Source organism: Actinosynnema sp. NPDC050436 (assembly GCF_040655415.1).
GTDB lineage: Bacteria > Actinomycetota > Actinomycetes > Mycobacteriales > Pseudonocardiaceae > Actinosynnema.
This window is the reverse complement of sequence record NZ_JBFAJV010000004.1, coordinates 314,895-337,631: the sequence shown is the minus strand read 5'-3', so window position 1 is coordinate 337,631 and position 22,737 is coordinate 314,895. Positions and strand designations below refer to the sequence as shown.

Sequence of the window (22,737 nt, the reverse complement as noted above, 5' to 3'; positions counted from 1 at the left end):
CCTTGAGGCGACACACCTTAGCGGCGACGCGCCTCAGCGCACCTTGCGCCGCAACGGGGTCTCGGGGAACGCGTCCCGCCCGGTGCGCGTGTTGCGCCAGTCCCACCAGTCGCGCTTGGCGCACACCTGGTACATCACCTCGCGCGCTTCCTCGTGGGTGAGCACCCCGCTCCGCTCCGCGCTCTGCACGTACGCGCACTCCTCGGTGAACTCGCGGTAGGCGTCCACGACGTCCACGGCCGGTTGCGATGACACGTACGCCATCGGCACGATGGCCCGCAACCACTCGTACGCGCCCGTGAGCAGCGTCGCCGGGTCCTGGTAGACCTTCGGGTCGAGGCCCGCGAGGTCGGACGCGAACCGCCGGTGGTCGTGCTGGTCGGGCACGAAGAACGCGCACCGCCGGTCGTCCCGCTGCCGGTCGAGCGCGTGGTAGAGCGCCATACCCATCTCCAGCGGCATGTTCATCCGGGCGAGGCCGTTCGGGCCGTCGCCGTGCGCCCGCGAAAGGTCGTGCAGCGAGTAGCGGCAGTTCCGGATCGCCTCGAAGATGACGTCCAGGCGGAGCCGGTCGGGCGAGGAGAGGTCTCGCGCGCTCACCGGCAGCAGCCCGGCGGCGACCACCGCGAACCCGAGCGCGTCGGCGTGCCGGCGGAAGTCGTTGTCGTACGGGTGGTTCAGGAAGACCTGGTACGGCGCGTAGGCGGCGATGTCGCGGCGCATCAGCGGTCCGCCCCGGTGCGGATGGCCAGCGCGCGCACCAGCCGCCGCAGCGCCCGCCGGTACTCGGTCTCGTCGCTCCACCCGGTGAAGTCGACGGCCTGCCGGTCGGACAACGGCCCCTCGGACCACGCGCGCCGCGCATCCCCGTCCAGCAGCACCGGTACCAGCGGGAGCGGCGTCCCGGCGTAGTCGTGCTGGTCCCACTCGTCGGGAAGCGCGTCCCGGCTGAGCACCGCCAGGACGAAGTCGGCGCGGCTGACCGCGTCCGCGATCGCCTGGGCGATGAGGGTGCCGGGCGGGAGTTCCGACAGGTCGGGCGACAGGGCGAACCCCGCGTCCACCAGGTCGGCACCGAGCCGGCGGGCGAACGGCGCGTCCTCGGGGGCGTGGGCGATGAAGCACTCCGGCAGGCCCGTGACGTGGTGGCCGAGCGCCGACCTGGCCAGCCGAGCGGCGTCGTGCGGGTCGCCGGACCACGGCCGGACCGGGATGCCCAGGCTGCCCAGCATGGTCGTGGGGCCGGTCGAGAGCACCAGCACCCGGTCGCCCAGGTGTCCGAGCGCGTACCCGACGCCGAACGACTCGGGCGGCGTCAGCGGCCCGCCGTGGTGCAGGACGAGCGCCGACTCGGTGCCGTCCACGGAGGACTGCACGTCCGGGTGCGCCACCGGCCGGGCCGGCACCCCCAGCTCGGCGGCCACGGCCTCGGCCAGACCCAGTGCGCCACCGCAGTGCAGCACCAGCAGCCGGTGCCGCCCCGCGACACCGCGCCGCCCCGCGACGGCGTCGAGCGCGGCCGGCAGGGCGTCGGCCAGCTCCCGGGCCGACCCGACCACGGTCGCGGGGGAGGTCGCCGACACCAGCTCCCGGAACGCCCGCTGCCGGTCCTCACCAGGTTCCGGGTCGCCGGAGAGCAGGAACACCAGCCGGGGCACGCCGATCTCGCCGGCCGTGCGGTACTCGAACTCGGCGTGGGACACCGGTTCGCCGCGCAGGACCGGACCGTAGGCGGACCCGAGCACGCCCACGTAGGCGTCGCACTCCCGGAGCATCCGCCGGCACTGCTCCTCCGGGGGCAGGTCCGAGGCGGCGGTCTCGACCACGGAGTTCCCGGACCCCGCGATGGCCGCGCGCGCGGCGTCGGCGACGGCGGCGGATCCGGGACCCCGGGGAAGGCTGAGGAACACGCGTAACGCGACCACCGGGCCATGTTAGTTGCCCGGACGTGCGAAAAGGGCCGTCCACCGGGGTGGACGGCCCTTCCTCGCACCGGGTGACTAGCTGCGCACCATCTTGCGCAGCACGTACTGCATGATGCCGCCGTTGCGGTAGTAGTCGGCCTCACCGGGGGTGTCGATGCGGACGACCGCGTCGAACTCCACCTTCGCGCCGTCCGCCTTCGTGGCGACCACGTGCACCGTGCGCGGCGTCTCGCCGTCGTTCAGCGCGGTGACGCCGGTGAAGTCGAACGTCTCCGTGCCGTCCAGGCCGAGGTCGGCGGCGGTGCTGCCGTCCGGGAACTGGAGCGGCAGGACGCCCATGCCGATCAGGTTGGAGCGGTGGATGCGCTCGAACGACTCGGCGATCACGGCGCGCACGCCGAGCAGCGAGGTGCCCTTCGCCGCCCAGTCGCGCGACGAGCCCGAGCCGTACTCCTTGCCCGCCAGCACGACCAGCGGGACGCCCGCCCCGGCGTAGGCCACCGACGCGTCGTAGATGGTGGTCTGCGGCGCGTCGGCCTCCAGGAAGTTGCGGGTGAAGCCGCCCTGGACGTCGTCGAGCAGGAGGTTGCGCAGGCGGATGTTGGCGAACGTGCCCCGGATCATCACCTCGTGGTTGCCGCGCCGCGAGCCGTAGGAGTTGAAGTCCTTGCGCTCCACGCCGTGCTCGGTGAGGTACTTGCCCGCCGGGGAGTCGGCCTTGATCGCGCCGGCCGGGGAGATGTGGTCGGTGGTGACCGAGTCGCCCAGCAGGGCCAGCACCCGCGCGCCGGAGATGTCGGTGACCGGCGCGGGCTCCATCTCCATGCCCTCGAAGTACGGGGGCTTGCGCACGTAGGTGGACTGGGCGTCCCACTCGAACGTCTTGCCGGTCGGCGTGGGCAGCGACTGCCAGCGCTGGTCGCCCGCGAACACGTCCGCGTAGCCCTTGGTGAAGCCCTCCGGCGAGATGGACGCCGCGACGACCTCGGAGACCTCCTGCGGCGACGGCCAGATGTCGGCCAGGTAGACCGGCTCGCCGTCCTGGTCGGTGCCCAGCGGCTCGGTGGTGATGTCCTTGTCCATCGAGCCGGCCAGCGCGTAGGCCACCACGAGCGGCGGGGACGCCAGGTAGTTCATCTTGATGTCCGGGTTGATCCGGCCCTCGAAGTTCCGGTTGCCCGACAGCACGGACACGGCGGCGAGGTCGCCCTCGCCGATGCCGGCCGAGATCTCGTCCTGCAGCGGGCCGGAGTTGCCGATGCACGTGGTGCAGCCGTAGCCGACCAGGTGGAAGCCCAGCTTCTCCAGGTACGGCAGCAGGCCCGCGCGCTCGTAGTAGTCCATGACGACCTTGGAGCCGGGCGCGAGGGTGGTCTTCACCCACGGCTTGCGCTCCAGGCCCTTCTCCACGGCCTTCTTCGCCAGCAGCGCCGCGCCGATCATCACCGACGGGTTGGACGTGTTGGTGCACGAGGTGATCGCGGCGATGGCGACCGCGCCGTGGTCGAGCTCGAACTCCGCGCCGTCCACGGTCACCTTCACCGGGTTGGACGGCCGGCCGGCCGCGCCCTCGGCGGCGGTGTGCACCACGCGCGGGGCACCGCCCGCGTCGCCGTCGGACACCGCGATCGGGTCGCTGGCCGGGAACGTCTCGTCCACGGCCTCGTCCACGGCGGACTTCGGCGCGGTCTCGGCGCTCGACACGTACGCGCCCAGCGCCTGCCGGAACGCGGGCTTGGCGTTGGTCAGCTCGATGCGGTCCTGCGGGCGCTTCGGGCCGGCGATCGACGGGACGACCGTCGACAGGTCCAGCTCCAGCGTCTCGGAGTAGACCGGCTCGTGCTCCGGGTCGTGCCAGAGGCCCTGCTCGCGGGCGTACGCCTCGACCAGCGCGAGCTGGTCCTCGGTGCGGCCGGTGAGCTTGAGGTAGTCGATCGTCTCGCCGTCGATCGGGAAGATCGCGCAGGTCGAGCCGAACTCCGGGCTCATGTTGCCGATGGTGGCGCGGTTGGCCAGCGGTACCGCGCCGACGCCCGAGCCGTAGAACTCCACGAACTTGCCGACCACGCCGTGCTTGCGCAGCATCTCGGTGATGGTCAGCACCAGGTCGGTGGCGGTCGCGCCGGCGGGCAGCTCGCCGTGCAGCTTGAAGCCGACCACCCGGGGGATCAGCATGGACACCGGCTGGCCGAGCATGGCGGCCTCGGCCTCGATGCCGCCGACGCCCCAGCCCAGCACGCCGATGCCGTTGACCATGGTGGTGTGCGAGTCGGTGCCGACCAGGGTGTCCGGGTAGGCCACGCCGTTGCGGACCATGACCACGCGCGCCAGGTGCTCGATGTTGACCTGGTGGACGATGCCGGTGCCCGGCGGGACGACCTTGAACTCGTCGAACGCGGTCTGGCCCCAGCGCAGGAACTGGTAGCGCTCCTTGTTGCGCTGGTACTCCAGGTCCACGTTCAGCTCGAACGCGTCCGGGCGGCCGAAGATGTCGGCGATCACCGAGTGGTCGATGACCAGCTCGGCGGGCGCGAGCGGGTTGACCTTGGTCGGGTCGCCGCCGAGCTGGGTGACGGCCTCGCGCATGGTGGCGAGGTCGACCACGCAGGGCACGCCGGTGAAGTCCTGCATGACCACGCGGGCGGGGGTGAACTGGATCTCCGTGTCGGGGTCGGCCGACGGGTCCCAGCCGCCCAGCGCGCGGACGTGGTCGGCGGTGATGTTCGCGCCGTCCTCGGTGCGCAGCAGGTTCTCCAGCAGGATCTTCAGGCTGTAGGGCAGACGCTCGGCGCCCTCGACCGCGCTCAGCCGGAACACCTCGTACGAGGAGTCCCCCACGGTGAGCGTGCCGCGGGCGCCGAAGCTGTCCTTGCTAGCTGGTGCAGTCACGTGAAACTCCATCTGGTGACGCGCAAAGTCGGTTGGGAACTGCTTGGTGAGTCTTCCGCACCCGCCGGCGCGGCGCTCCTTCGCCGTAAACAGTACGCGTGTCCTGTATTCGGCTTCAACCCGGCCCTACCCGGATCGGGGCATCATCACACCCGTGGTCCGTCTTGATCGAATCGGGAAGCGGTACGGGCGTGGGCCGTGGGTGCTCCGGGACGTGGCACTCGCCGTCGAACCGGGCGAGACGGTCGTGGTCACCGGGGGCAACGGGTCCGGCAAGTCCACCCTGCTGCGCATCGCCGCCGGCCTCAGCCGCCCCACCTCCGGCCGGGTGCGCCGCCCGGCCTCGGTCGGCTACCTGCCCGAGCGGTTCCCGCCCGGCGTGGCGCTGTCCGCCCGGGACTACCTGCGGCACCTGGCCGCCGTGCGCGGCGTCCCGGCGCGCTGGGACCTGGTCGACGCGCTCGGCTTCGTCGGCGACCCGGACGCGCCCATGGCGACCCTGTCCAAGGGCAACACCCAGAAGGTCGCCCTGGCCCAGGCGCTGACCGCGACCGGCCTGCTGGTGCTCGACGAGCCGTGGTCCGGCCTGGACGCCGCCGCCGGTGCGGTGCTCGCCGGGCTGGTGACCGGCGGCGGGCCCGCCCGGCTGGTCACCGACCACCACGGCCACGACCTGCCCGGGGCGCGGGAGTTCGCGCTGGGCGCGCGCCGGACCGGCGTGGTGATCGAGCTGGACCGGGTGGGCGGGTCGTTCGAGCTGATCAGCGCGCTGGAGGGCGTGCGGGAGGCGCGGGCGGTCGGCGGCGGCGCGCGGGTCGAGGTGGCCACCGGGCACAGCGACCGGGTGCTGGCCGAGGCGCTGCGGCTGGGCTGCTCGGTGCGGAGCGTGCGGTCGTGACGGCGCTGGTGCGGTACCTGCTCGCGGACCTGCTGCGCACCCAGCGCTACCTGCCGCCGCTGCTCGTCTACGCCGCCGTGCTGGCCGTGTTCAACGGCGGCGACGCCGGGCCGCCGCCGTCCTCCTACGCCGGGTCGTGCGCGTTCCTGTACCCGGTCGCGGTGTGGCTGACCGTCGTGGTGGCCACCGCCGAGGACCCGGTGCGCCGGGCGGTGACGGTCGTGGCGGCCGGCGGGTGGGGCCGGTCCCAGGCGGCCGTGTCGGTGCTGTCGTGCCTGCTGGTGACGGTGGTGGCGGCGTTCGCGGCGGTGCTGCCGGTGCTCACCCAGGGCCGCTCCTACCCGCCGGGCACCGTGGCGCTCGGGTTCGCCTCGCTGCTGGTGTGCGGTGTCGTCGGGGTCGGCGTGGGCGTGCTGTGCGCGCGCCCGGTGATCACCCGGCACGGCTGGTCCGTGCCGGCCGCCGCCGCGCTGGTCGTGCTCGCGTACCTGTTCGGCCAGGCGCCGCCGATCGGCAACGTGCTGGGTGCGCTCGGGCACGAGCACGACCTCGCGCCGCACCTCGCCGTGTCCGGGGTGTGCGCCGCCGCGCTGGTGGTGGGCGCGACCTGGTTGTCCCGCACCCTGGGCCCGCGCCGGAACTAGGACCGGCGGCCCCGGAGCAGGTGCGCGGCGGTGGCCAGGAACCAGACCTGGACCGTCGCGCTGCCCACGCTGATCAGCGCGCCCGCGTCCACGCCGAGCAGTTCGACCAGCGGCAGCGCGAGGGCGGCGGCGGTGAGGACGGTGAAGGCCCGCAGCCACCTCGGGACGTCGGCGACCCCGGCCAGGCAGAGCAGCCAGCCGGCAGCGAACAGCGACACCCCGAGCAGCTCGCCGACGCCGCCCGCGAACGAGTTGAGCGCGTCGTACTGCACCTCGACGGCCGCCCGGTCCGCGCCGGACTGCCAGGCGTGGGCCAGGTCGGGCATGGTGGTGAGCCACCGGATGATGCCCACGCAGCGCGCCAGCGCGGACAGCGCGGCGAACGCCGTCCCGAGCCGGGCCACCCGCGAGTCCTGGCCGGCGGGCGCGAGGGTCGCCGTCACCCACAGCGCCACCGGAAGGAACAGCGCCGAGTAGGCGAGGTACGCGACGTACCCGAGGCGCATCGCCGTCTCGTTCTCGGCCACCCGGGGGAGCACGGTGGCCGCGGGTTCGCCCAGGCTCGCCGGCCAGTCCACGGCGGCCCCGAGCAGCACGATCGGGACCACCATCAGCAGCCCCTCGACCAGCAGCAGCGCCGCTGTGGTCCGGCGCGGCGCGCTGGTGCGTTCGACAGGCGCACTGCGATCAGTGTTTACATTGCGATCAGTGTTCACTCAAGCATGGTATCGCAGTGCGAACACCGTTCGCAACGCGCTACCCTCACGCACATGGCGACCAGGCGGGAACGGCTCCGGGAGCAGACGTCGGCCGAGATCAAGGCGGCGGCGCTGACCCACCTGCGGGAGGGCGGCGGCGCGGCGCTGTCCCTGCGGGCGGTGGCGCTGTCGATCGGGATGAGCCCGGCGGGCCTGTACCGCTACTACCCGAACCGCGACGCGCTGTTGACCGACCTGATCGCCGACGGCTTCGCGGCGCTGGCAGAGGAGGTCGCGCGCGCCAGGGACGCGGCCGAGGGCGACGCGTTCGTGGCGGCGGCGCTGGCCTACCGGGCGTGGGCGCTGGCCCACCCGCACGAGTTCGCGCTGCTGTACGGCACGCCGATCCCGGACTACCAGGCGCCGGAATCCGGTCCGACGTCGAACGCGAGCCGGAACGTGGGTGCCGCCTTCGTCCCGCCGATCATCGACGCGTGGCGTCGCGGCACGCTCCGCAGCGGCACGCCGGGAGGCGCGGCGGCGGAACCGGCCCCCACCGCGCTGAAGACCTTCGCGGCGGCGGTGGACCTGCCCCCGGAGGCGGCAGCCGTGGCGTTCGCCGCCTGGACCGCGATCCACGGCCTGGTGGTGCTGGAGACCTTCGGTCACCTGGCCTGGCTGGACGAGGACCCCGCCCCCCTCGCCGAGTCCCGCTTCCGCGCGCTGTCTCTAGACCTCGGAACCGCCCCCTGACCGGACCCCGGACTACGGCCCGCCCGCGCCGGGATCAGCCGAGCACCTGGTCCAGGTAGGCGACCGCCTCGGCCGGGTCGGTGGTGACCGCGCCCAGGTAACCGTCCGGCCGGACCAGCAGCAGCGTGCCCCCGCCCGCTCCGTAGGCCACCTCGACGTGACCGTCCACGTCGACCACGGAGTGCGTGCGCACGTAGGGGTGCGCGTCCTGCACGTACGCGAGCGCGTCGTCCGCGTCGAGCCCCACCAACGTGAACTCCGGGCCCTGGAACAGGTCGAACATCCGGGTCCGCGTCCCGTCCGCGAGCGCGCACGGCGCGTCCGGCGCGCGGTCGCCCGCGCGGTCGCCCACCCCGGCCAGGGGGCCGCCCCGGTAGGTCAGGGTGAGCTGCAACGTCTCGTCGTCCCGCCGGCCGGGCTGCTCGGTGGTGGCCGCCTCCCGGTGCAGCCGGCTCGTGAGGCCCAGCAGCCGCGCGGCCACCGGCAGGCGCTCCGCCTGGTAGGTGTCCAGCAGCTCGGCATTCGCGCCGGTCAGCACGGCGGCCAGCTTCCAGCCCAGGTTGTAGGCGTCCTGGATGCCCGTGTTCATGCCCTGGCCGCCCGCCGGCGGGTGCACGTGCGCGGCGTCGCCCGCCAGGAACACGCGGCCCACCCGGTACCGGTCCACCATCCGCACGTTCGCCCGGTACAACGACATCCAGGTCGCGTCGCGCACCACGATGTCGTCCCGGCCGGTGCGCTCCCGGACCAGCGCGCGCAGCACCTCCAGCGACGGTTCGGCGTCGGCCGGGGCTTGGAGCTGGTAGAGGTCGGTGCCCGGCAGCGGGCACAGCGCGATCAGCCCGGCGGGCGACTTCGGCCACGCGTGCCAGTGCTCGCGGTCCAGGCCGTCGAGCCGCACGTCCCCGACGACCATCCGCTCGTCCTCCCACGTCTCGCCCTCGAACCCGACGCCGAGGCGCTTGCGCACCGTGCTGCGGCCCCCGTCGCAGCCGACCAGGTAGGCCGCGCGCACCGGCTCGCCGCCGACCACGGCCGTGACGCCGTCGCCGTCCTGCTCGAACGAGGTGACCTCCGCGCCGTGCTCCACCGCGCCGCCCAGCTCCGCCAGCCGGTCGCGGAGGACCTCCTCCACCCGGAACTGCGGGATGAGCACGGTGCTCGGGTACGGCGCGTCCGGCGTCGGGCACCGGCCCTCGTTCATGTCCCACTCGCCCAGCACCCGCGCGCCGTCGTACCCCCGGAACCGCACGGGGAACCGGCCGCTCGCCAGCACCTCGTCCACCACGCCCAGGTCGTGCAGCACCTCCAGCGAACGCGGCTGCAAGCCCTTGCCCCGCGACCCGGTGGACGGCCCGTCGGCGCGGTCCACCAGCCGGAAGTCCACGCCCCGCCGGGCGAGGTCGACGGCGAGGGTGAGGCCGGTCGGCCCGGCCCCGGCGATCAGTACGGTCGTGTCCATGGCGGCCATGCTGTCGCGCGGTGCTGCCAAACCGCTGTCAGTCCGGTGTCAGACCCGGCACCGGGCGGTCAGGGGCGACCGTTCAACGCGGAGGAGCCCCCGCCGGCGGTACCGGTGGGGGCTCCTCGGGAGTGCTGCGACCTGCGGGCCGCCTACTTGGCGAGCTTGAGCAGCTCGTCGATGTCCTTCGGCTCCAGACCGCGCATCAGCGTCAGGAAGACCTCGCTGTAGGTGCGGACCGGGCTGACGTACCACTTGCCGTCGACCTCGGTGGCGACCACGCCGACGCCGTCCTTGAGCACCTGCGCGCCGACCCGCGAGATCACGTCCACCGCCGCCTGCGGCATGTTCCGGCCGCCCTGCTGCTTGACCAGGTCCGCGAGCTCGTCCGCGCACAGCCGCTGGGTCTGGCCGTCCGCCGTGGCGGTGTAGCAGTCGCCGTCGCGGGAGACCTCGCCCTTCTGGCCCTTCACCTCCACGACGACCTTGCGGATGGTGAGCTGCTTGCCGCCCTTGACGTCCTTCGAGTCGGTCTCCAGCTCGACCAGCTTCGCGCCGGTGGAGGGCACCCGCCCGATCTGGTCCAGGATCACCGGGCCGACGTCCTGGAGCACGCCCATCTCGTCCGGCGGCAGCAGGGCGATGACGCCCTTGACGTCACCGGCCAGCGCCTTGTCCACGAGGCCCTTGGCGGCTTCCTCGGCCGAGCCCGCGCCCGCCGGCGCGATGCCCTGGGCGGGCCACTTCAGGTTCTCCTCTTCCAGCGCCGCGTTGGCGATCGTGTAGAACAGCGACGGGTACCACTCGTCGCCGACCTTGATCGTGGCGATGCCGATCGGCTTGCCCTTGCGGTCGGCCTTCTCCTTGGCGAAGTCGAGCGTCTCGGTCTCCGGGGCCTGGTCGGCCTTCGAGCCCATCGCCTGGACCAGCTTGTCGGTCAGCGGGATCTGCTTGACGTCCGAGGTGATCGTGATCTTGCCCTCGACCACCTTGTTGATGGTGATCCGGTCGTTGACCTTCTCGGCGGCGGCCTCGTCGAACTTGATGCCCTCGCTCTTGATCGTGACGCCGCTGATCTTCTGCGGGTCCGCGTCCTGCTTGAGGATCTCCAGCCGCTTGGCCTCGCTGACGGTGGCCTCGGTGTAGTCCTTGCTGAGCTGGGCCTCGGCCGGGGCCAGGCCGTTCATGATGCCCAGCACGTCACCGCTGCCCAGCGCGCTGAGCAGGTTGTTCGCCGCCGTCTGCGGGGTGTCCGAGCCGGCCGCGACGGAGTCGGAGCTGCGCAGCGCGCGCACGGTGAAGAACGTGCCGGCGGCCAGCGCGAGGACGGCGACGACGGCCGTGATGACCAGGCCGGTCCGCTTCTTCTTCGGCGGCTCACCGCCCGCGTAGCCGAACGGCTGCTGCCCGTAGGGCTGCTGGGGGCCGCCGAACTGCTGGCCGTAGCCCTGCTGGGGGAAGCCCTGCGGGCCGGTCTGCGGGTAGCCCTGCTGCGGCTGCGGGCCGGTCTGCGGGAAACCCTGCGGGTAGCCGCCCTGCTGGGGCTGTTGCGGGCCGCCCTGCTGGGGGCCACCCTGCTGGGGCTGCTGCGGCCACCCGCCCTGCTGCGGCTGACCGTACGGGTTGTTCTGCGGTGGCCACTCGCCTCCGCCGCCACTCGGGTAGCTCACGGTGCTCCTCCTGGACTGATCGCTGTGCGGGTTTTCGCGGTGAGCACGGCGATCGCACCCGCGATCCCCAGCACGGCACCACCGAGGGTGACGACCGGTCCGGTCGGGGTGATCCCGACCAGCGATCCCTCGTCGCCCCCTTGGACGGCGGCAAGGGCCGCCACCGTTCCCGCAATCGTGCCAAAGAGCAGGGCGAAAAAGGCGGCAAACCGGTGAAGTCGTACCGACCAGAGCACCACGCAGAGCGCGGCCAACGGCGTCACGCCGACCCAGACCGCCCGCACCACCTCCCCCGAAGTGCCGTCCAACCCCGCGAAACCACGCAGCGCGAGCACCTCGTAACTGTCCCTCGTGACCGATCCCGAACGCAGCCACGGCAGGAACGTCCCCACCACGCCTGTGACCAAGCCGACAACCCCGACACCCGCGCCCCAAGTCCTCCGCACGCGGCCATGCTCGCAAACCCGCCCCGTGGAATGGTGGTGGGATGGACGCACGGGACGCGATGGCGGCGGCGCGGCGGATCACCGCGCTGACCGGCGCGGGGGTGTCGACCGACTCCGGCATCCCGGACTTCCGAGGTCCGCAGGGCGTGTGGACGGCCCTCGGCCGCGAGTTCACCCTGGACGGCTACCTGACCGACCCCGGTGTGCGGCGGGCGGCGTGGCAGGCGCGGCTGGACCACCCGATGTGGACCGCCGAGCCGAACGCGGCCCACCGGGCGCTGGCCGCGCTGGAGCGGGCCGGCCGGGTGCGGGCGCTGCTGACCCAGAACGTCGACCGGCTGCACCAGCGCGCCGGGTCGGTCGCGGTGGTCGAGCTGCACGGGTCGCTGTCGGGGACGGTGTGCGTCGACTGCGGCGCGACCGGGGCGATGAGCGCGGCGCTGGACCGGGTGCGGGCGGGGGAGGCGGACCCGGGCTGCCCCGCGTGCGGCGGCGTCCTGAGGTCCACGGCGGTCGCGTTCGGACAGCCGTTGGACGCGGACGTGCTGCGCGCGGCCCGGACTGCGGCGCTGGACTGCGACCTGGTGCTGGTGGCGGGCACGTCGTTGTTGGTGGAACCGGCGGCGGGGCTGGTCGGGCTGGCCGCGCGGGCGGGTGCGCGGGTGGTCATCTGCAACGACGAGCCGACGCCCTGCGACCACCTGGCCACCGCCGTCGTGCGCGAGCCGGTGGGGGAGTCGCTGCCCGCGCTGGTCGCCGTGCCGGTGGTCGAGTCCGGTCCACTTCGGACGTGGGGCGACCCCGCCACCTGGTGATCACCCGGCCGGGTGCCGGTGGCCCGCGCGCCTCGACGTTCGCCCGGTCGGGTTCCGGGTTCGCCCGTCCGTGAACCACCGTCCGACCGTGCCGCGCGCCGCCGCCGGCCGGGGGTAGAGAGCCGAACTGCGGTGAGCCTGCCGATCACGCCTCGATCTCGGGGGTTGCCTGAAGTAGATCACTCGGTACCGGTGTGACCCGTGTGGCTGAAGTTCATGCCGGGTCGATTGGAAACCGTGGTGGTGAAGTGGCACAGTCCTGGGACGGGTCCGGGTAGCGCCGTTCGGCGCAACGCGGATCGGCCGAGCGGGTGGGGAGGCGGGTGTCGTGGCTCGTTGGGTGGTCGCGCTGGTCGCGGCGTTGGTCCTGCTCCCGGGGTCCGCCTCGGCCGTCCCACCGCCCCCGCCCAACCCCAGCGACGCCGAGATCGGCGTCGGCCGCCGGGAGGCCGACGCCAAGGCCGCCCGGGTCGGCGAGCTGACCGGCCAGTTGACCTCCGCCGAGGCGGAGCTCCAGCGCCTCACCGACGACGTGGCCTCCAAGATGGAACTGGCCAACAAGGCGCGCGTCGACCTGGAGACCGCCCAGGAGGCGGCGGCCGAGGCCGAGCGGGAGGCCGACGCCGCCCGCACCGAGGCCGACGCGGCGGGCCGGGCCGTCGAGGACGCCCGCGCCGACCTCGACGAGTTCGCCGCCGCCAGCTTCCAGCAGGGCAGCACGATCGGGTCGCTGTCCGCCTACTTCGGCGCCACCAGCCCGGAGGACGTGCTGGCCCGCTCGCAGCTGCTCGCGGCGGTCGGCGACTCCGGCCTCAACGCGCTGGACGACGTCGAGCGCGCCCGGTCGGAGAAGGCCAACAAGGACTCCTCCGCGCGCGCCGCGCTGGACCTGGCCCACGAGAAGCAGGCCGCCGCCGACCAGGCCGAGCGGGACGCGGACGCCATCCGGCAGTCGGCGGTGCAGGCCCAGCAGGCGCAGGCGGGCCAGGCCGCCGCCATCCAGGGCGACAAGGAGCGGGTGGAGGGCGAGCTGACCCGGGCGCTCACCGCCGTCGAGGGGCTGGAGGGCCAGCGCGCCCAGTACGACCAGTGGCTGGACGACAAGCGCCGCGAGGACGAGGAGGCCGCGCGCCAGGCGGCCCTGAACGCGGCGAAGCCGAGCGCACCCGCCCAGACCCGGCCCGTGGTCGCCCCGGCCGCCGGGGGCGGTGTGGAGACCGTGGTCGCGCGCGCGATGGCGAACCTCGGCGTGCGCTACTCGTGGGGCGGCGGCAACTACGACGGCCCGACGATCGGCATCCGCGACGGCGGCGTCGCCGACTCGTACGGCGACTACTACAGCGTGGGCTTCGACTGCTCCGGGCTGATGATGTACGCGTTCGCGGGCGCGGGCGTCTACCTGCCGCACTACAGCGGCTACCAGTACAACGCCGGCGTCAAGGTGCCGCTGTCCCAGGCCGAGCGCGGCGACATGCTGTTCTGGGGCCCCGGCGGCGGCACGCACGTGGCGCTCTACCTCGGCGACGGCATGATGGTCGAGGCCCCGTACTCGGGCTCGTCGGTCCGCGTCGCACCGGTCCGCTACGGCGGCATCATGCCGTACGCGACCCGCCTGCTCTGATCACCCGCACCGCGTGCTCACCCGGGCCGTGACGGCGTGCTCGCCGGGTGCCAGTCGGCGGGCGGGTCCTCTCCGGTGCGGCCGTCCACGGACTCGCGCAGCAGGTCGGCGTGGCCGGTGTGCCGGCCGTACTCCTCGATGAGGTCGAACAGCAGCCGGCGCAGGCTCACCGATCGGCCGACGACCGAGGTGAGGTGGACCCGGCGGTCGAGCCCGCCGTCCGCCAGGGCACCGGCCAGCCGCGCGCGGCTGCGCTCGACCGCGCCGTCCCACAGCGCGTAGAGCTGCTCGGGCGCGAGGTCGTCGGCGGCGAACGTGACGCCCCAGTCCCGGCCGTCCCAGCCCAGCCCGTCCCCACGGGTCGCCGAGCGGCTCCCCGCTCATCCGGACGGTGGTCAGGTGGTCCTCGCACGCGGCCAGGTGCTTGAGCAGGCCGCCGAGGGTGGGCGCGGACCGGCCGACGCGGGCGCGCAGGCCGGCCGCGTCGAGCCCGTCGGCCTTCCAGCGGAACGTCGAGCGCTGCCGGTCGAGCGCGCCGAGGAGGTGCTCGACCTCGGTGCCGGCCAGGGGCGGTTCCCACGGGGTGTCGGTCACGGGCCGCACCCCAGCCCCCTCCGCAGGGCGTTGACCTGGCGATTCAAGAATCGTTCAGGAATCTTTCCGACGTGGTCGAGCATCCTCGTGGATGCCGGTCGCACCAAGCAGGGGAAGGACGGGGCACCGGTGTCGGGCGGCATCCGCGGGGGGTTCGGATGCCGTGCGAGCGGATCGACTGGGGGCTACGGGTGTCGTCGGGCACGTGCACCGACCCGACGACACCCGTCGATCCGCACCCTCGCGCCGCGTGACCACACCGCGGCGCGACCACAACGCGACCCCTGAGCGCACCGCGCGGGCCGCAGGGATCGGCGGCGACCGGCCGAAGCCGGGGCGACTACCCTCGGTCGGGTGAGCGGCGCGCAGGGCGGGTGGGACGCCGTGGTCCTCGCCGGGGGTCGCGGCAGCAGGCTGGGCGGCGTCGACAAGGGCTCGATCCGGGTCGCCGGCCGCACCCTGCTCGACCACGCGCTGGACGCCGTGCGCGGTGCCGCGCGGGTGGTCGTCGTCGGACCGGAGAAGGACGTCCCCGGCGTGCTGTGGACGCGCGAGGAGCCGCCCGGCGGGGGACCGGCGGCCGGTGTCGCGGCCGGGCTGCGGCACGTGCGCGCCGACGTCGTCGTCGTGCTCGCGGTGGACCAGCCGGGCGTCACGTCGTCCACTGTGGAGCGCCTGCTCGCCGTCGGCGGGCCCGCCGTGCTGGTGGACGAGGACGGCCGGGAGCAGTGGCTGGCCGGCGCGTGGCGGACCGGCGCGCTGGTCGCCGCGCTGCCCGACGACCCGCGCGGCGCGTCGATGCGCTCCGTGCTCGGACCGCTGCTCCCCGCCCCGGTCGCGGCGCTGCCCGGCGAGGCCCGGGACGTGGACACGCCGGCCGATCTGGAGCGGTAGGCCCCTTCACAAGAGCCATACCGGCGACAGGGAAGACTTGGCATCGTCGCAATCCCTGTCGTAGGAGGACCTGTTGTCCGAGCCCGCCGCCGAGGCGCCCAACACGCCGGCTCGTGACGCCCAGTTGCTCGAACGCACCGTGTTCGAGGTCAAGCGGGTGATCGTCGGTCAGGACCGGCTCGTCGAGCGGATGCTCGTCGGCCTGCTGGCCAAGGGCCACCTGCTGCTGGAGGGCGTGCCCGGCGTGGCCAAGACGCTCGCCGTGGAGACCTTCGCGACCGTCGTCGGCGGATCGTTCTCGCGCGTGCAGTTCACGCCCGACCTGGTGCCCGCCGACATCCTCGGCACCCGGATCTACCGGCAGGCCAGCGAGAGCTTCGACGTGGAACTCGGCCCCGTCGTGGCCAACTTCGTGCTCGCCGACGAGATCAACCGCGCGCCCGCCAAGGTGCAGAGCGCGATGCTGGAGGTCATGGCCGAGCGGCACGTGTCGATCGGCGGCAAGACCTTCCCGATGCCGAACCCGTTCCTGGTGCTGGCCACCCAGAACCCGATCGAGAACGAGGGCGTCTACCCGCTGCCCGAGGCGCAGCGCGACCGCTTCCTGTTCAAGATCCAGGTCGAGTACCCGACGGCCGAGGAGGAGCGGGAGATCGTCTACCGGATGGGTGTCGAGGCCCCCGTCCCGTCCCAGGTGCTCAGCCCCGAGGAGCTGGTCCGGCTCCAGGGCGTGGCGTCGCGGGTGTTCGTGCACCACGCGCTGGTCGACTACGTGGTGCGCCTGGTGATCGCCACCCGCGCGCCCAAGGAGCACCAGCTCACCGACGTGGCCGGCTGGGTCGCCTACGGCGCGTCGCCGCGCGCCAGCCTCGGCATCATCGCCGCCGCGCGCGCCCTCGCCCTGGTGCGGGGCCGGGACTACGTGCTGCCGCAGGACATCGTGGACGTGGTGCCGGACGTGCTGCGGCACCGGCTCGTGCTGTCCTACGACGCGCTGGCCGACGGCGTGCCGCTGGACCACATCATCACCCGCGTGCTCCAGACCGTGCCGCTGCCGCAGGTCTCCGCCCGGCCCGCGCAGGCCGCGCCGCAGCCCGCGGGCAGGCCGTGACCTCCGAGCAGACCCCCGAAGAGCCCGCCGGGCGGCCGAGCTGGGCACCGCCCGCCCTGCACGGCGGCCGGCTGGAGGCGGCGCTGCGCACGCTGGAGCTGGAGGTGCGCCGCCGGCTGGACGGCCTGCTCCAGGGCAACCACCTCGGGCTGGTGCCCGGTCCGGGCTCCGAACCGGGCGAGGCGCGGCCCTACCAGCCCGGTGACGACGTGCGGCGGATGGACTGGGCGGTCACCGCCCGCACCACCGTGCCGCACATCCGCGAGACCGTCGCGGACCGCGAGCTGGAGACGTGGCTGGCCATCGACCTGTCGCCGTCGCTGGACTTCGGCACGGCGGTGTGCGAGAAGCGCGACCTGGTGGTGGCCGCGACGGCCGCCGTCGCCCACCTGACGCGGGGCGGCGGCAACCGGATCGGCGCGCTGGTGTCGACCGGTGCCGAGCTGGTCCGGGTGCCGGCGCGCGGTGGCCTGGCGCACTCCCGGGGCCTGATCCGCAAGGTGGCCGAGACGCCGCGCGCGCCCGAGGGCACCCGGGGCTCGCTGGCCGACCTGGTCGAGCAGCTGCGCCGGCCGCCGCGCCGGCGCGGGCTGGTCGTGGTCGTCTCGGACTTCCTGGGCGAGACCGACTGGCAGCGGCCGTTGCGCGCGCTGTCCGCCCGCCACGACCTGGTGGCCGTCGAGGTGGTCGACCCGCGCGACATCGACCTGCCGGAGGTCGGCACGGTCGTGCTGGCCGACCCGGAGTCCGGCCGGCAGCGCGAGGTGACGGCGTCGCCGCTGCTGCGCCGCGAGTTCGCCGCGGCGGCGGCCGAGCACCGGGCGGAGGTCGCGGCCGGGCTGCGCCGGGCCAACGCCGGGCACCTGGTGCTGCGCACCGACTCGGACTGGATCGCCGACACCGTGCGCTTCGTGGTGGCCCGCAAGCGCCGCTGGTCGGGAGGGGTGGCCTGATGAGCTTCACGGGTTTCACCGCTCCGTGGTGGTTCCTGCTGCTGATCGCCGTGGCGGCGGTGGCGGCGGTCTACGTGGTGATGCAGCGGGTGCTGCGCAAGCGCGTGCTGCGCTTCGCCAACCTGCCCATGCTGGAGAAGGTCGCGCCGCGCCGGCAGGGCTGGTGGCGGCACGTCCCGGCGGCGTTCCTGCTGGTCGCGTTCATCCTGCTGACGGTGGCGCTGGCCGGGCCGACCGCCGAGCAGAAGGTGCCGCGCAACCGGGCGACGGTGATGCTGGTGATCGACACGTCGCTGTCGATGAAGGCGACCGACGTGCGGCCGTCCCGCCTGGAGGCGGCGCAGGTCGCGGCCAAGTCGTTCGCGGACGGCTTGACCCCCGGCATCAACCTGGGCCTGATCACGTTCGCCGGGTCGGCCACCGTGCTGGTCGCGCCGACCACGGACCGGGGCGCGGTGACCCAGAGCATCGACGGGCTGAAGCTGGCGCAGGCGACCGCGACCGGGGACGCGATCGTCGCGGCGCTGGCGTCGATCGACTCGTTCGGCAAGGTCGTCGGGGGAGCCGACGGCCCGCCGCCGGCCCGGGTCGTGCTGATGACCGACGGCAAGGAGACGGTGGGCACGCGGCGGGCGTTCGACGCGGCGGAGGACGCCAAGAAGGCGGGCATCCCGATCTCCACGATCTCCTTCGGCACCGAGGACGGCGTGGTCGAGATCGAGGGCCGCCGGCAGGAGGTGCCGGTGGACGACGACTCGATGAAGGAGATCGCCAAGCTGTCCGGCGGCGAGTTCTTCAAGGCGGCCAGCGCCGAGGAGCTGCGCCGGGTGTACGACACGCTGGGCGAGCAGATCGGCTACGAGAAGAAGCAGGCCGACGCGAGCCGGCCGTGGGTGGTGCTGGGCACGCTGATCGGCCTGGCGTCGCTGGCGGCGGCGCTGCTGCTGGGCCAGCGCCTGCCCTGAGCGCGGACGTCACCGGACCCGCCCGTCGGCCTGCCCGACGGGCGGGTCCGCCGTCTCCCGGGCCGCGCCCGCTCCCCGGGCGGGGTCGGCCGGCACCCGGCAGGATGGCCGCCATGACGGAGGTGTCCAGCTTGCGCGAGATGGTCGACTGGTCGGTCGGGCTGCTGCACCGCAGCACCGGCCAGGGGGTGCCGGAGTGGAACCGCCGGGTGCTGGAGTCCGGCATCGACTCCGAGCGCGAGCTGCGCTCCTGGCTGCGGGAGCGCGAGGTCACCGGGTACCCGCAGATGCTGCTGGTGATGGAGCGGTTCGGCTACCCTGAGTTCCTGGCCGCCTCCTCGGACGAGCTGGTGGACCGCCAGTACGCCGACCGCCCCGAGCTGCGGCCGATCCTGGACCGGCTGCTCGCCGAGGCCGCCCTGCTGGGCCCGCTGCACGTCCGGGCCCGCAAGACCTACGTGGCACTGGTGTCGCCGCGCCGCACGTTCGCCATCGTCAAGGCCACCACCCGCACCCGCGTCGACCTCGGCCTGCGCCTGGCGGGCCACGAGCCGTCGGGCCGGCTGGAGGGTGCGTCGGCCCTGGGCAACGACACGATCACCGTCCGCATCCCGATCGCCAGCGCGGACGCGATCGACGACGAGACCCTGGACTGGCTGCGGCACGCCTACACCGGCAACCTCTGACGCCCACCGGACCGGTCAGCCGTGCAGGTCGCGGTAGGCCGTCGCGGCGCCGGGGTGCAGGGGGAGGCCGGCCGTGCCGATCAGGCTGCGGACGTCCAGGAACTGGGTGCCCAGCGCCTGGTCCGGCACCAGGGCCGCCGCCCTGGACACCAGCGTGCGGGTCACCGCCGCCGCCACCTCGTCGGGCAGGGACGCGCGGCACACCAGCAGGTTCGCCACGCCGATCGTGGCGACCTCGCGGGCCGCGCCGTACACGCCGGCCGGCACCGGCACCTGCTCGTAGACCGAGCCGTGGGCCCGGCGCAGGCCGGGCAGCAGGTCGGCCAGCGGCAGCAGCCGGATGCCGGCGACCCGGGCCAGGATCGGCGTCGGCACGCCGCCGGACCACAGCAGCGCGTCGACCCGCCGGTCCACCAGCGCCCGCACGGCGTCGGCCAGCCGCAGGTGCTCCACCCGCACCGGGGCGGCCAGGCCCGCCGTGGCGAGCATCCGCTCGCCGGACAGCGACGCGCCGGAGCCCGCCGCGCCCAGCGACACCACCCGCCCGGCGAGGTCGGCGACCCGTGCCGCGGGGTCGTCGGCACGCACCACGAGCTGGAGGTAGTTCTCGTAGACCCGGCCCAGCGCCCGCAGCCCCAGCGCCGGGTCGGCCGCCCCGGTCGCGTCCGCCAGGGTCAGCGCCACCTGCGCGGCACCGGACGCGAGCAGGTCGAGGTTGGCGAGGCTGCCCTCGGTCTCCACGACCCGGCCGGGCGGGTCGAGCTGACCGGCCAGCAGGGTGGCGAAGTCGAAGTACATCCCGCCGCGCTCGCCCGCCGCCACGGACAGCGCGCCGACCGGGCCGGCACCCGTGCACGCGCCGGTCGCGCACCCGGTGGCCAGCAGGCCCAGCAGGAACGCCCGGCGGTTCACAGCGCCGGCTCCAGCGGCAGCACCAGGCGGGCGACCAGGCCGGTGGTGCCGGACAGCTCCAGCGCGCCCCCTCGGGCGCGGGCCAGGCGGTCCGCGATGGCCAGGCCGAGGCCCGTGCCGGGCCGGTCGGACCGGCCGCGCCAGAACCTCGTCGTGGCCAGCGCGCGCTCCTCGGCGGTCAGGCCGGGCCCGTCGTCGGACACCTCGACCCAGCCGACGCCCGCCGCCCGGTCCGCGCCCAGCGCCACCCGCACCCGGCCGCCGCCGTACTTGAGGGCGTTGTCCAGCAGCACGTCCAGCACCTGCGCCACCTCCGCCTCCGGGCACCGGACCAGCACCGCGAGCCCCGGCACCGCAGCCCCGGGCACCGGCACCTGCCAGAAGCCGGCCCGCTCCACCACCACCGCGCCGAGGTCCGCGAACTCCGGCTCCCGCCCGCCGGCCGCGACCTCGGTGGCGGTGCTCTCCGCCGACGCCAGCGCCAACAGCCCGTCCAGCAACCTCTCCAGCCTCTCGATCTCGGCCAGGCCGGCGTCGTAGGCCCGCAGGCCGCCCGGCTCGACCCGGCCGCCCAGCGTGTCCATCCGCAACCGCAGCGCGGCCATCGGGTTGCGCAGCTGGTGCGAGGTGTCGGCGATCAGCCTGCGCTGCTGGTCGGCGGCCTCGGTCACCGCGTCGGACATCCGGTTGAACGACTCGGACAGCTCCCGCACCTCCGGCGGGCCGCTGCGCTCCGGGACGTGCGCCCGCCGCTCGCCGGCGGCCACCGCCCGCACCCCGGCGGCCAGCTCCGCCAGCGGCCCGAGCAGCCACCGCGCCACCGCCAGCACCAGCAGCACCGAGCCCGCGCCCGCCGCCAGCACGCCCGCCAGCACCCACAGCCAGCGCCGCGCCACGTCCGACGCCGCCCGGTCCACCGACGCGCGCAGCACCACCGCCCCCGCGACCCGGGTCCCGGTGCCGACCGGGCGGGCGAACACCACCGTGCCCGACGACCACGGCGTCACCACCGGCACCGTCGGCGCGGGCTGGTTGCGCAGCGCCGCGTCCAGCACGTCGGCCAGGTCCGGGTCGTCGGCGGCGATCCCCGCCTGGGCCACGGGCCGCCGCCGCGCGTCGACCACGAGGACGGGTTCGCCGTACAGCCGCACGTACGCCGCCACCTCGTCGGCCAGCGCGGCGGCGTCGCCGGTCGTGTCGGCCTGCTGCGCGAGCGCGGCGAACCGGTCCAGGCCGGACGTGCGGTCGATCACGAACCGCTGGGTGCGCTCGGTGGCGGTGGAGGCCAGCAGCGGCACGGCGAACGCGGTCACGGCCGCTGCGGAGAACAGCAGCAGCACCAGCAGGAGCCGGCGGCGCACTCAGTCACCGAGCCGGTAGCCGAAGCCCCGGATGGTGGTCAGCAGGCCGGGGCGGTCGAGCTTGGCGCGCAACCCGGTCAGGTGCACGTCCAGCGACCGCGACACCGCCAGGTACGCGTCGCCCCACACCTCGTCCATGAGCTGCTGGCGGCTGACCGCCGTGCCCGCCCGCCGGGCCAGCGCCGCCAGCACCTGGAACTCCTTGGTGGTCAACGGGACCTCGCGGCCGGCCACGGTGACCCGCCGGGCCTCCAGGTCGACCTCCACGTCCCCGACCCGGACCAGCCGGTCGGCCGGCCCGACCCGGGCGGTGCGCCGGGCCACCGCGTCCATCCGCGCCAGCAGCTCGCCCAGCCGCACCGGTTTGACCAGGTAGTCGTCCGCGCCCAGGCGCAAGCCGCGCACGATGGACCGCTCGTCGCCGCTCGCGGTCAGCACCACGACGGGGGTGTGCGCGATCTTGCGGATCTTGCGCAGCACCTCCAGCCCGTCGGTGTCCGGCAGCTTGAGGTCCAGCAGCAGCATGTCGAAGTCCCGGTGGCGCAGCAGCGCGTCCGCGCCCCGCACGACCCGCTGCGGCCGGTGCCCGTTGGCCTCCAACGCCTCCACCAAGGCGTCCGCGACCCCGTCGTCGTCCTCGACCAGCAGCACGCGCACCGGTGACCTCCTCGACTGGTGGCGGCGATTATGTCGTGCGCGGTGTAGACAATGCTGGTGAGCATCGAAGACCGCGTGCCCGCCTCCCTGTTGGACGAGGCCAGCGAGGCGCTGGAGGAACTCGCCGGCGTGCTGGCCGACGAGCAGTCGCTGGACGACGTGCTCCAGCAACTGGCGGAGTCGGCGTCCCGCGTCATCCCGGACGCGGAGAACGTCTCGGTCACGGTGGTCGGCGCCGACGGCGCGTCCACGGTCGCCGCGACCGACCGCAAGGTCGTCGCCATCGACGCCGCGCAGTACTCCGCCGGTGACGGCCCGTGCCTGGAGGCCACGCGCACGCAGCGACCGGTGCGGCTCGCCGTCGAGGGCGGTCGGGAGAGGTGGCCGCAGTTCGCGGCAGCGGCCGAGGAGGCGGGCGTGCGGGCGTACCTGTCCGCGCCGCTGCTCGTGGAAGGCGGCACGTTGGGGTCGCTGAACCTCTACAGCTCGGACGAGTCGGCGTTCGACCCGTTCGACGAGGCGTTGCTGCGCCTGTTCACGACGGCGTCGGCGGCGGCGATCACGGGGTTCCGGCGCTACGAGCGCTCACGGGTGCTGGTGGCGAACCTGGAACGGGCGCTGCTGTCGCGCAGCGAGATCGACCAGGCGAAGGGCGTGCTGATGGCGGCGCACGGGATCGGCGAGGCCGAGGCGTTCCAGCGGTTGGTGGAGGAGTCGCAGACGCACAACACCAAGCTGCGGGTGGTCGCGCGCAACCTGCTCGACTCGGTGCGCAGACCCTAG

At 74.2% G+C, this 22,737-nt stretch carries 22 protein-coding genes and 1 pseudogene; 11 read left to right on the top strand and 12 right to left on the bottom strand.

Features of this window, described 5'->3' with window-relative positions:
- Positions 1-33: 33 nt before the first annotated feature.
- From AB0I60_RS13965 to AB0I60_RS13955, 3 genes are all read right to left on the bottom strand, one after another.
- Positions 34-723, bottom strand: coding sequence for a hypothetical protein (locus AB0I60_RS13965; RefSeq protein WP_360729279.1), 690 nt, complete (start codon positions 721-723; stop codon positions 34-36).
- Positions 723-1,925 (bottom strand): TIR domain-containing protein, encoded by a 1,203-nt coding sequence (locus tag AB0I60_RS13960; protein ID WP_360729277.1) that lies wholly within the window; start codon positions 1,923-1,925, stop codon positions 723-725. The genes AB0I60_RS13965 and AB0I60_RS13960 overlap by 1 nt, the downstream gene beginning before the upstream one ends.
- Positions 1,926-2,000: 75 nt before the next feature.
- Positions 2,001-4,814: an aconitate hydratase gene (locus AB0I60_RS13955; RefSeq protein WP_360729275.1), complete on the bottom strand. Its 2,814-nt coding sequence runs from the start codon at positions 4,812-4,814 to the stop codon at positions 2,001-2,003.
- A gap of 214 nt (positions 4,815-5,028) precedes the next feature.
- On the opposite strand from AB0I60_RS13955, the gene AB0I60_RS13950 reads away from it, so the two are divergent.
- Positions 5,029-5,712: an ATP-binding cassette domain-containing protein gene (locus tag AB0I60_RS13950; RefSeq protein WP_360729272.1), complete on the top strand. Its 684-nt coding sequence runs from the start codon at positions 5,029-5,031 to the stop codon at positions 5,710-5,712.
- Complete coding sequence (locus AB0I60_RS13945) at positions 5,709-6,356, top strand: hypothetical protein (protein ID WP_360729269.1); 648 nt, start codon at positions 5,709-5,711, stop codon at positions 6,354-6,356. Before AB0I60_RS13950 ends, AB0I60_RS13945 begins: the two co-directional genes overlap by 4 nt.
- Here the strand turns inward: AB0I60_RS13945 and AB0I60_RS13940 are convergent.
- Positions 6,353-7,072 carry a DUF4386 domain-containing protein gene (locus tag AB0I60_RS13940; protein WP_360729267.1) on the bottom strand — a complete coding sequence of 240 codons (720 nt, stop codon included), beginning with the start codon at positions 7,070-7,072 and terminating at the stop codon, positions 6,353-6,355. The genes AB0I60_RS13945 and AB0I60_RS13940 overlap by 4 nt on opposite strands.
- A gap of 54 nt (positions 7,073-7,126) precedes the next feature.
- On the opposite strand from AB0I60_RS13940, the gene AB0I60_RS13935 reads away from it, so the two are divergent.
- Complete coding sequence (locus AB0I60_RS13935) at positions 7,127-7,807, top strand: TetR/AcrR family transcriptional regulator (RefSeq protein WP_360729264.1); 681 nt, start codon at positions 7,127-7,129, stop codon at positions 7,805-7,807.
- A gap of 34 nt (positions 7,808-7,841) precedes the next feature.
- Here AB0I60_RS13935 and AB0I60_RS13930 read toward each other — a convergent pair whose 3' ends face one another.
- The 3 genes from AB0I60_RS13930 to AB0I60_RS13920 form a co-directional block, all read right to left on the bottom strand.
- Positions 7,842-9,269: an FAD-dependent oxidoreductase gene (locus AB0I60_RS13930; protein ID WP_360729261.1), complete on the bottom strand. Its 1,428-nt coding sequence runs from the start codon at positions 9,267-9,269 to the stop codon at positions 7,842-7,844.
- 152 nt (positions 9,270-9,421) lie between these two features.
- On the bottom strand, positions 9,422-10,939 hold the full coding sequence (locus tag AB0I60_RS13925) for a flagellar basal body protein FliL (protein WP_360729258.1): 1,518 nt from the start codon (positions 10,937-10,939) through the stop codon (positions 9,422-9,424).
- Positions 10,936-11,334: a hypothetical protein gene (locus AB0I60_RS13920; RefSeq protein WP_360729256.1), complete on the bottom strand. Its 399-nt coding sequence runs from the start codon at positions 11,332-11,334 to the stop codon at positions 10,936-10,938. The genes AB0I60_RS13925 and AB0I60_RS13920 overlap by 4 nt, the downstream gene beginning before the upstream one ends.
- A gap of 92 nt (positions 11,335-11,426) precedes the next feature.
- On the opposite strand from AB0I60_RS13920, the gene AB0I60_RS13915 reads away from it, so the two are divergent.
- Together AB0I60_RS13915 and AB0I60_RS13910 are read left to right on the top strand one after the other, a co-directional pair.
- Complete coding sequence (locus tag AB0I60_RS13915) at positions 11,427-12,200, top strand: Sir2 family NAD-dependent protein deacetylase (protein WP_360729253.1); 774 nt, start codon at positions 11,427-11,429, stop codon at positions 12,198-12,200.
- A 328-nt stretch (positions 12,201-12,528) separates the two neighbouring features.
- Positions 12,529-13,821 carry an NlpC/P60 family protein gene (locus tag AB0I60_RS13910; protein WP_360729251.1) on the top strand — a complete coding sequence of 431 codons (1,293 nt, stop codon included), beginning with the start codon at positions 12,529-12,531 and terminating at the stop codon, positions 13,819-13,821.
- A gap of 17 nt (positions 13,822-13,838) precedes the next feature.
- Here AB0I60_RS13910 and AB0I60_RS13905 read toward each other — a convergent pair whose 3' ends face one another.
- Positions 13,839-14,096 carry a DUF664 domain-containing protein gene (locus AB0I60_RS13905; RefSeq protein ID WP_360729695.1) on the bottom strand — a complete coding sequence of 86 codons (258 nt, stop codon included), beginning with the start codon at positions 14,094-14,096 and terminating at the stop codon, positions 13,839-13,841.
- 148 nt (positions 14,097-14,244) lie between these two features.
- Positions 14,245-14,415: pseudogene (locus tag AB0I60_RS13900) on the bottom strand (DUF664 domain-containing protein); the annotation flags it as partial.
- Between the two features lie 354 nt (positions 14,416-14,769).
- Between AB0I60_RS13900 and AB0I60_RS13895 the strand changes: the two are divergent.
- The 5 genes from AB0I60_RS13895 (at position 14,770) to AB0I60_RS13875 (ending at position 19,024) form a co-directional block, all read left to right on the top strand.
- The gene (locus AB0I60_RS13895; protein WP_360729248.1) at positions 14,770-15,309 is read left to right on the top strand and encodes an NTP transferase domain-containing protein; all 540 of its coding nucleotides are present in this window, start codon (positions 14,770-14,772) and stop codon (positions 15,307-15,309) included.
- A gap of 73 nt (positions 15,310-15,382) precedes the next feature.
- Positions 15,383-16,420 (top strand): MoxR family ATPase, encoded by a 1,038-nt coding sequence (locus AB0I60_RS13890; RefSeq protein WP_360729245.1) that lies wholly within the window; start codon positions 15,383-15,385, stop codon positions 16,418-16,420.
- Positions 16,417-17,373 (top strand): DUF58 domain-containing protein, encoded by a 957-nt coding sequence (locus AB0I60_RS13885; RefSeq protein WP_360729242.1) that lies wholly within the window; start codon positions 16,417-16,419, stop codon positions 17,371-17,373. The genes AB0I60_RS13890 and AB0I60_RS13885 overlap by 4 nt, the downstream gene beginning before the upstream one ends.
- Positions 17,373-18,338, top strand: a complete 966-nt coding sequence (locus AB0I60_RS13880; protein WP_360729239.1) for a VWA domain-containing protein — start codon at positions 17,373-17,375, stop codon at positions 18,336-18,338. Before AB0I60_RS13885 ends, AB0I60_RS13880 begins: the two co-directional genes overlap by 1 nt.
- 113 nt (positions 18,339-18,451) lie before the next feature.
- A complete protein-coding gene (locus tag AB0I60_RS13875) occupies positions 18,452-19,024 on the top strand; it encodes a DUF5655 domain-containing protein (RefSeq protein WP_360729236.1) in 573 nt (190 codons plus the stop codon).
- A 15-nt stretch (positions 19,025-19,039) separates the two neighbouring features.
- Here AB0I60_RS13875 and AB0I60_RS13870 read toward each other — a convergent pair whose 3' ends face one another.
- The 3 genes from AB0I60_RS13870 to AB0I60_RS13860 are packed head-to-tail and all read right to left on the bottom strand — an operon-like array spanning position 19,040 to position 21,954.
- Entirely contained in the window at positions 19,040-19,936 is an 897-nt protein-coding gene (locus AB0I60_RS13870) for a TAXI family TRAP transporter solute-binding subunit (RefSeq protein WP_360729233.1), read from the bottom strand.
- Positions 19,933-21,297, bottom strand: coding sequence for a HAMP domain-containing sensor histidine kinase (locus AB0I60_RS13865; RefSeq protein WP_360729230.1), 1,365 nt, complete (start codon positions 21,295-21,297; stop codon positions 19,933-19,935). Before AB0I60_RS13865 ends, AB0I60_RS13870 begins: the two co-directional genes overlap by 4 nt.
- Positions 21,298-21,954 (bottom strand): response regulator transcription factor, encoded by a 657-nt coding sequence (locus tag AB0I60_RS13860; protein WP_360729229.1) that lies wholly within the window; start codon positions 21,952-21,954, stop codon positions 21,298-21,300.
- A gap of 51 nt (positions 21,955-22,005) precedes the next feature.
- Here AB0I60_RS13860 and AB0I60_RS13855 point away from each other — a divergent pair, with 51 nt between their 5' ends.
- The gene (locus AB0I60_RS13855) at positions 22,006-22,737 is read left to right on the top strand and encodes a GAF and ANTAR domain-containing protein (RefSeq protein WP_360729227.1); all 732 of its coding nucleotides are present in this window, start codon (positions 22,006-22,008) and stop codon (positions 22,735-22,737) included.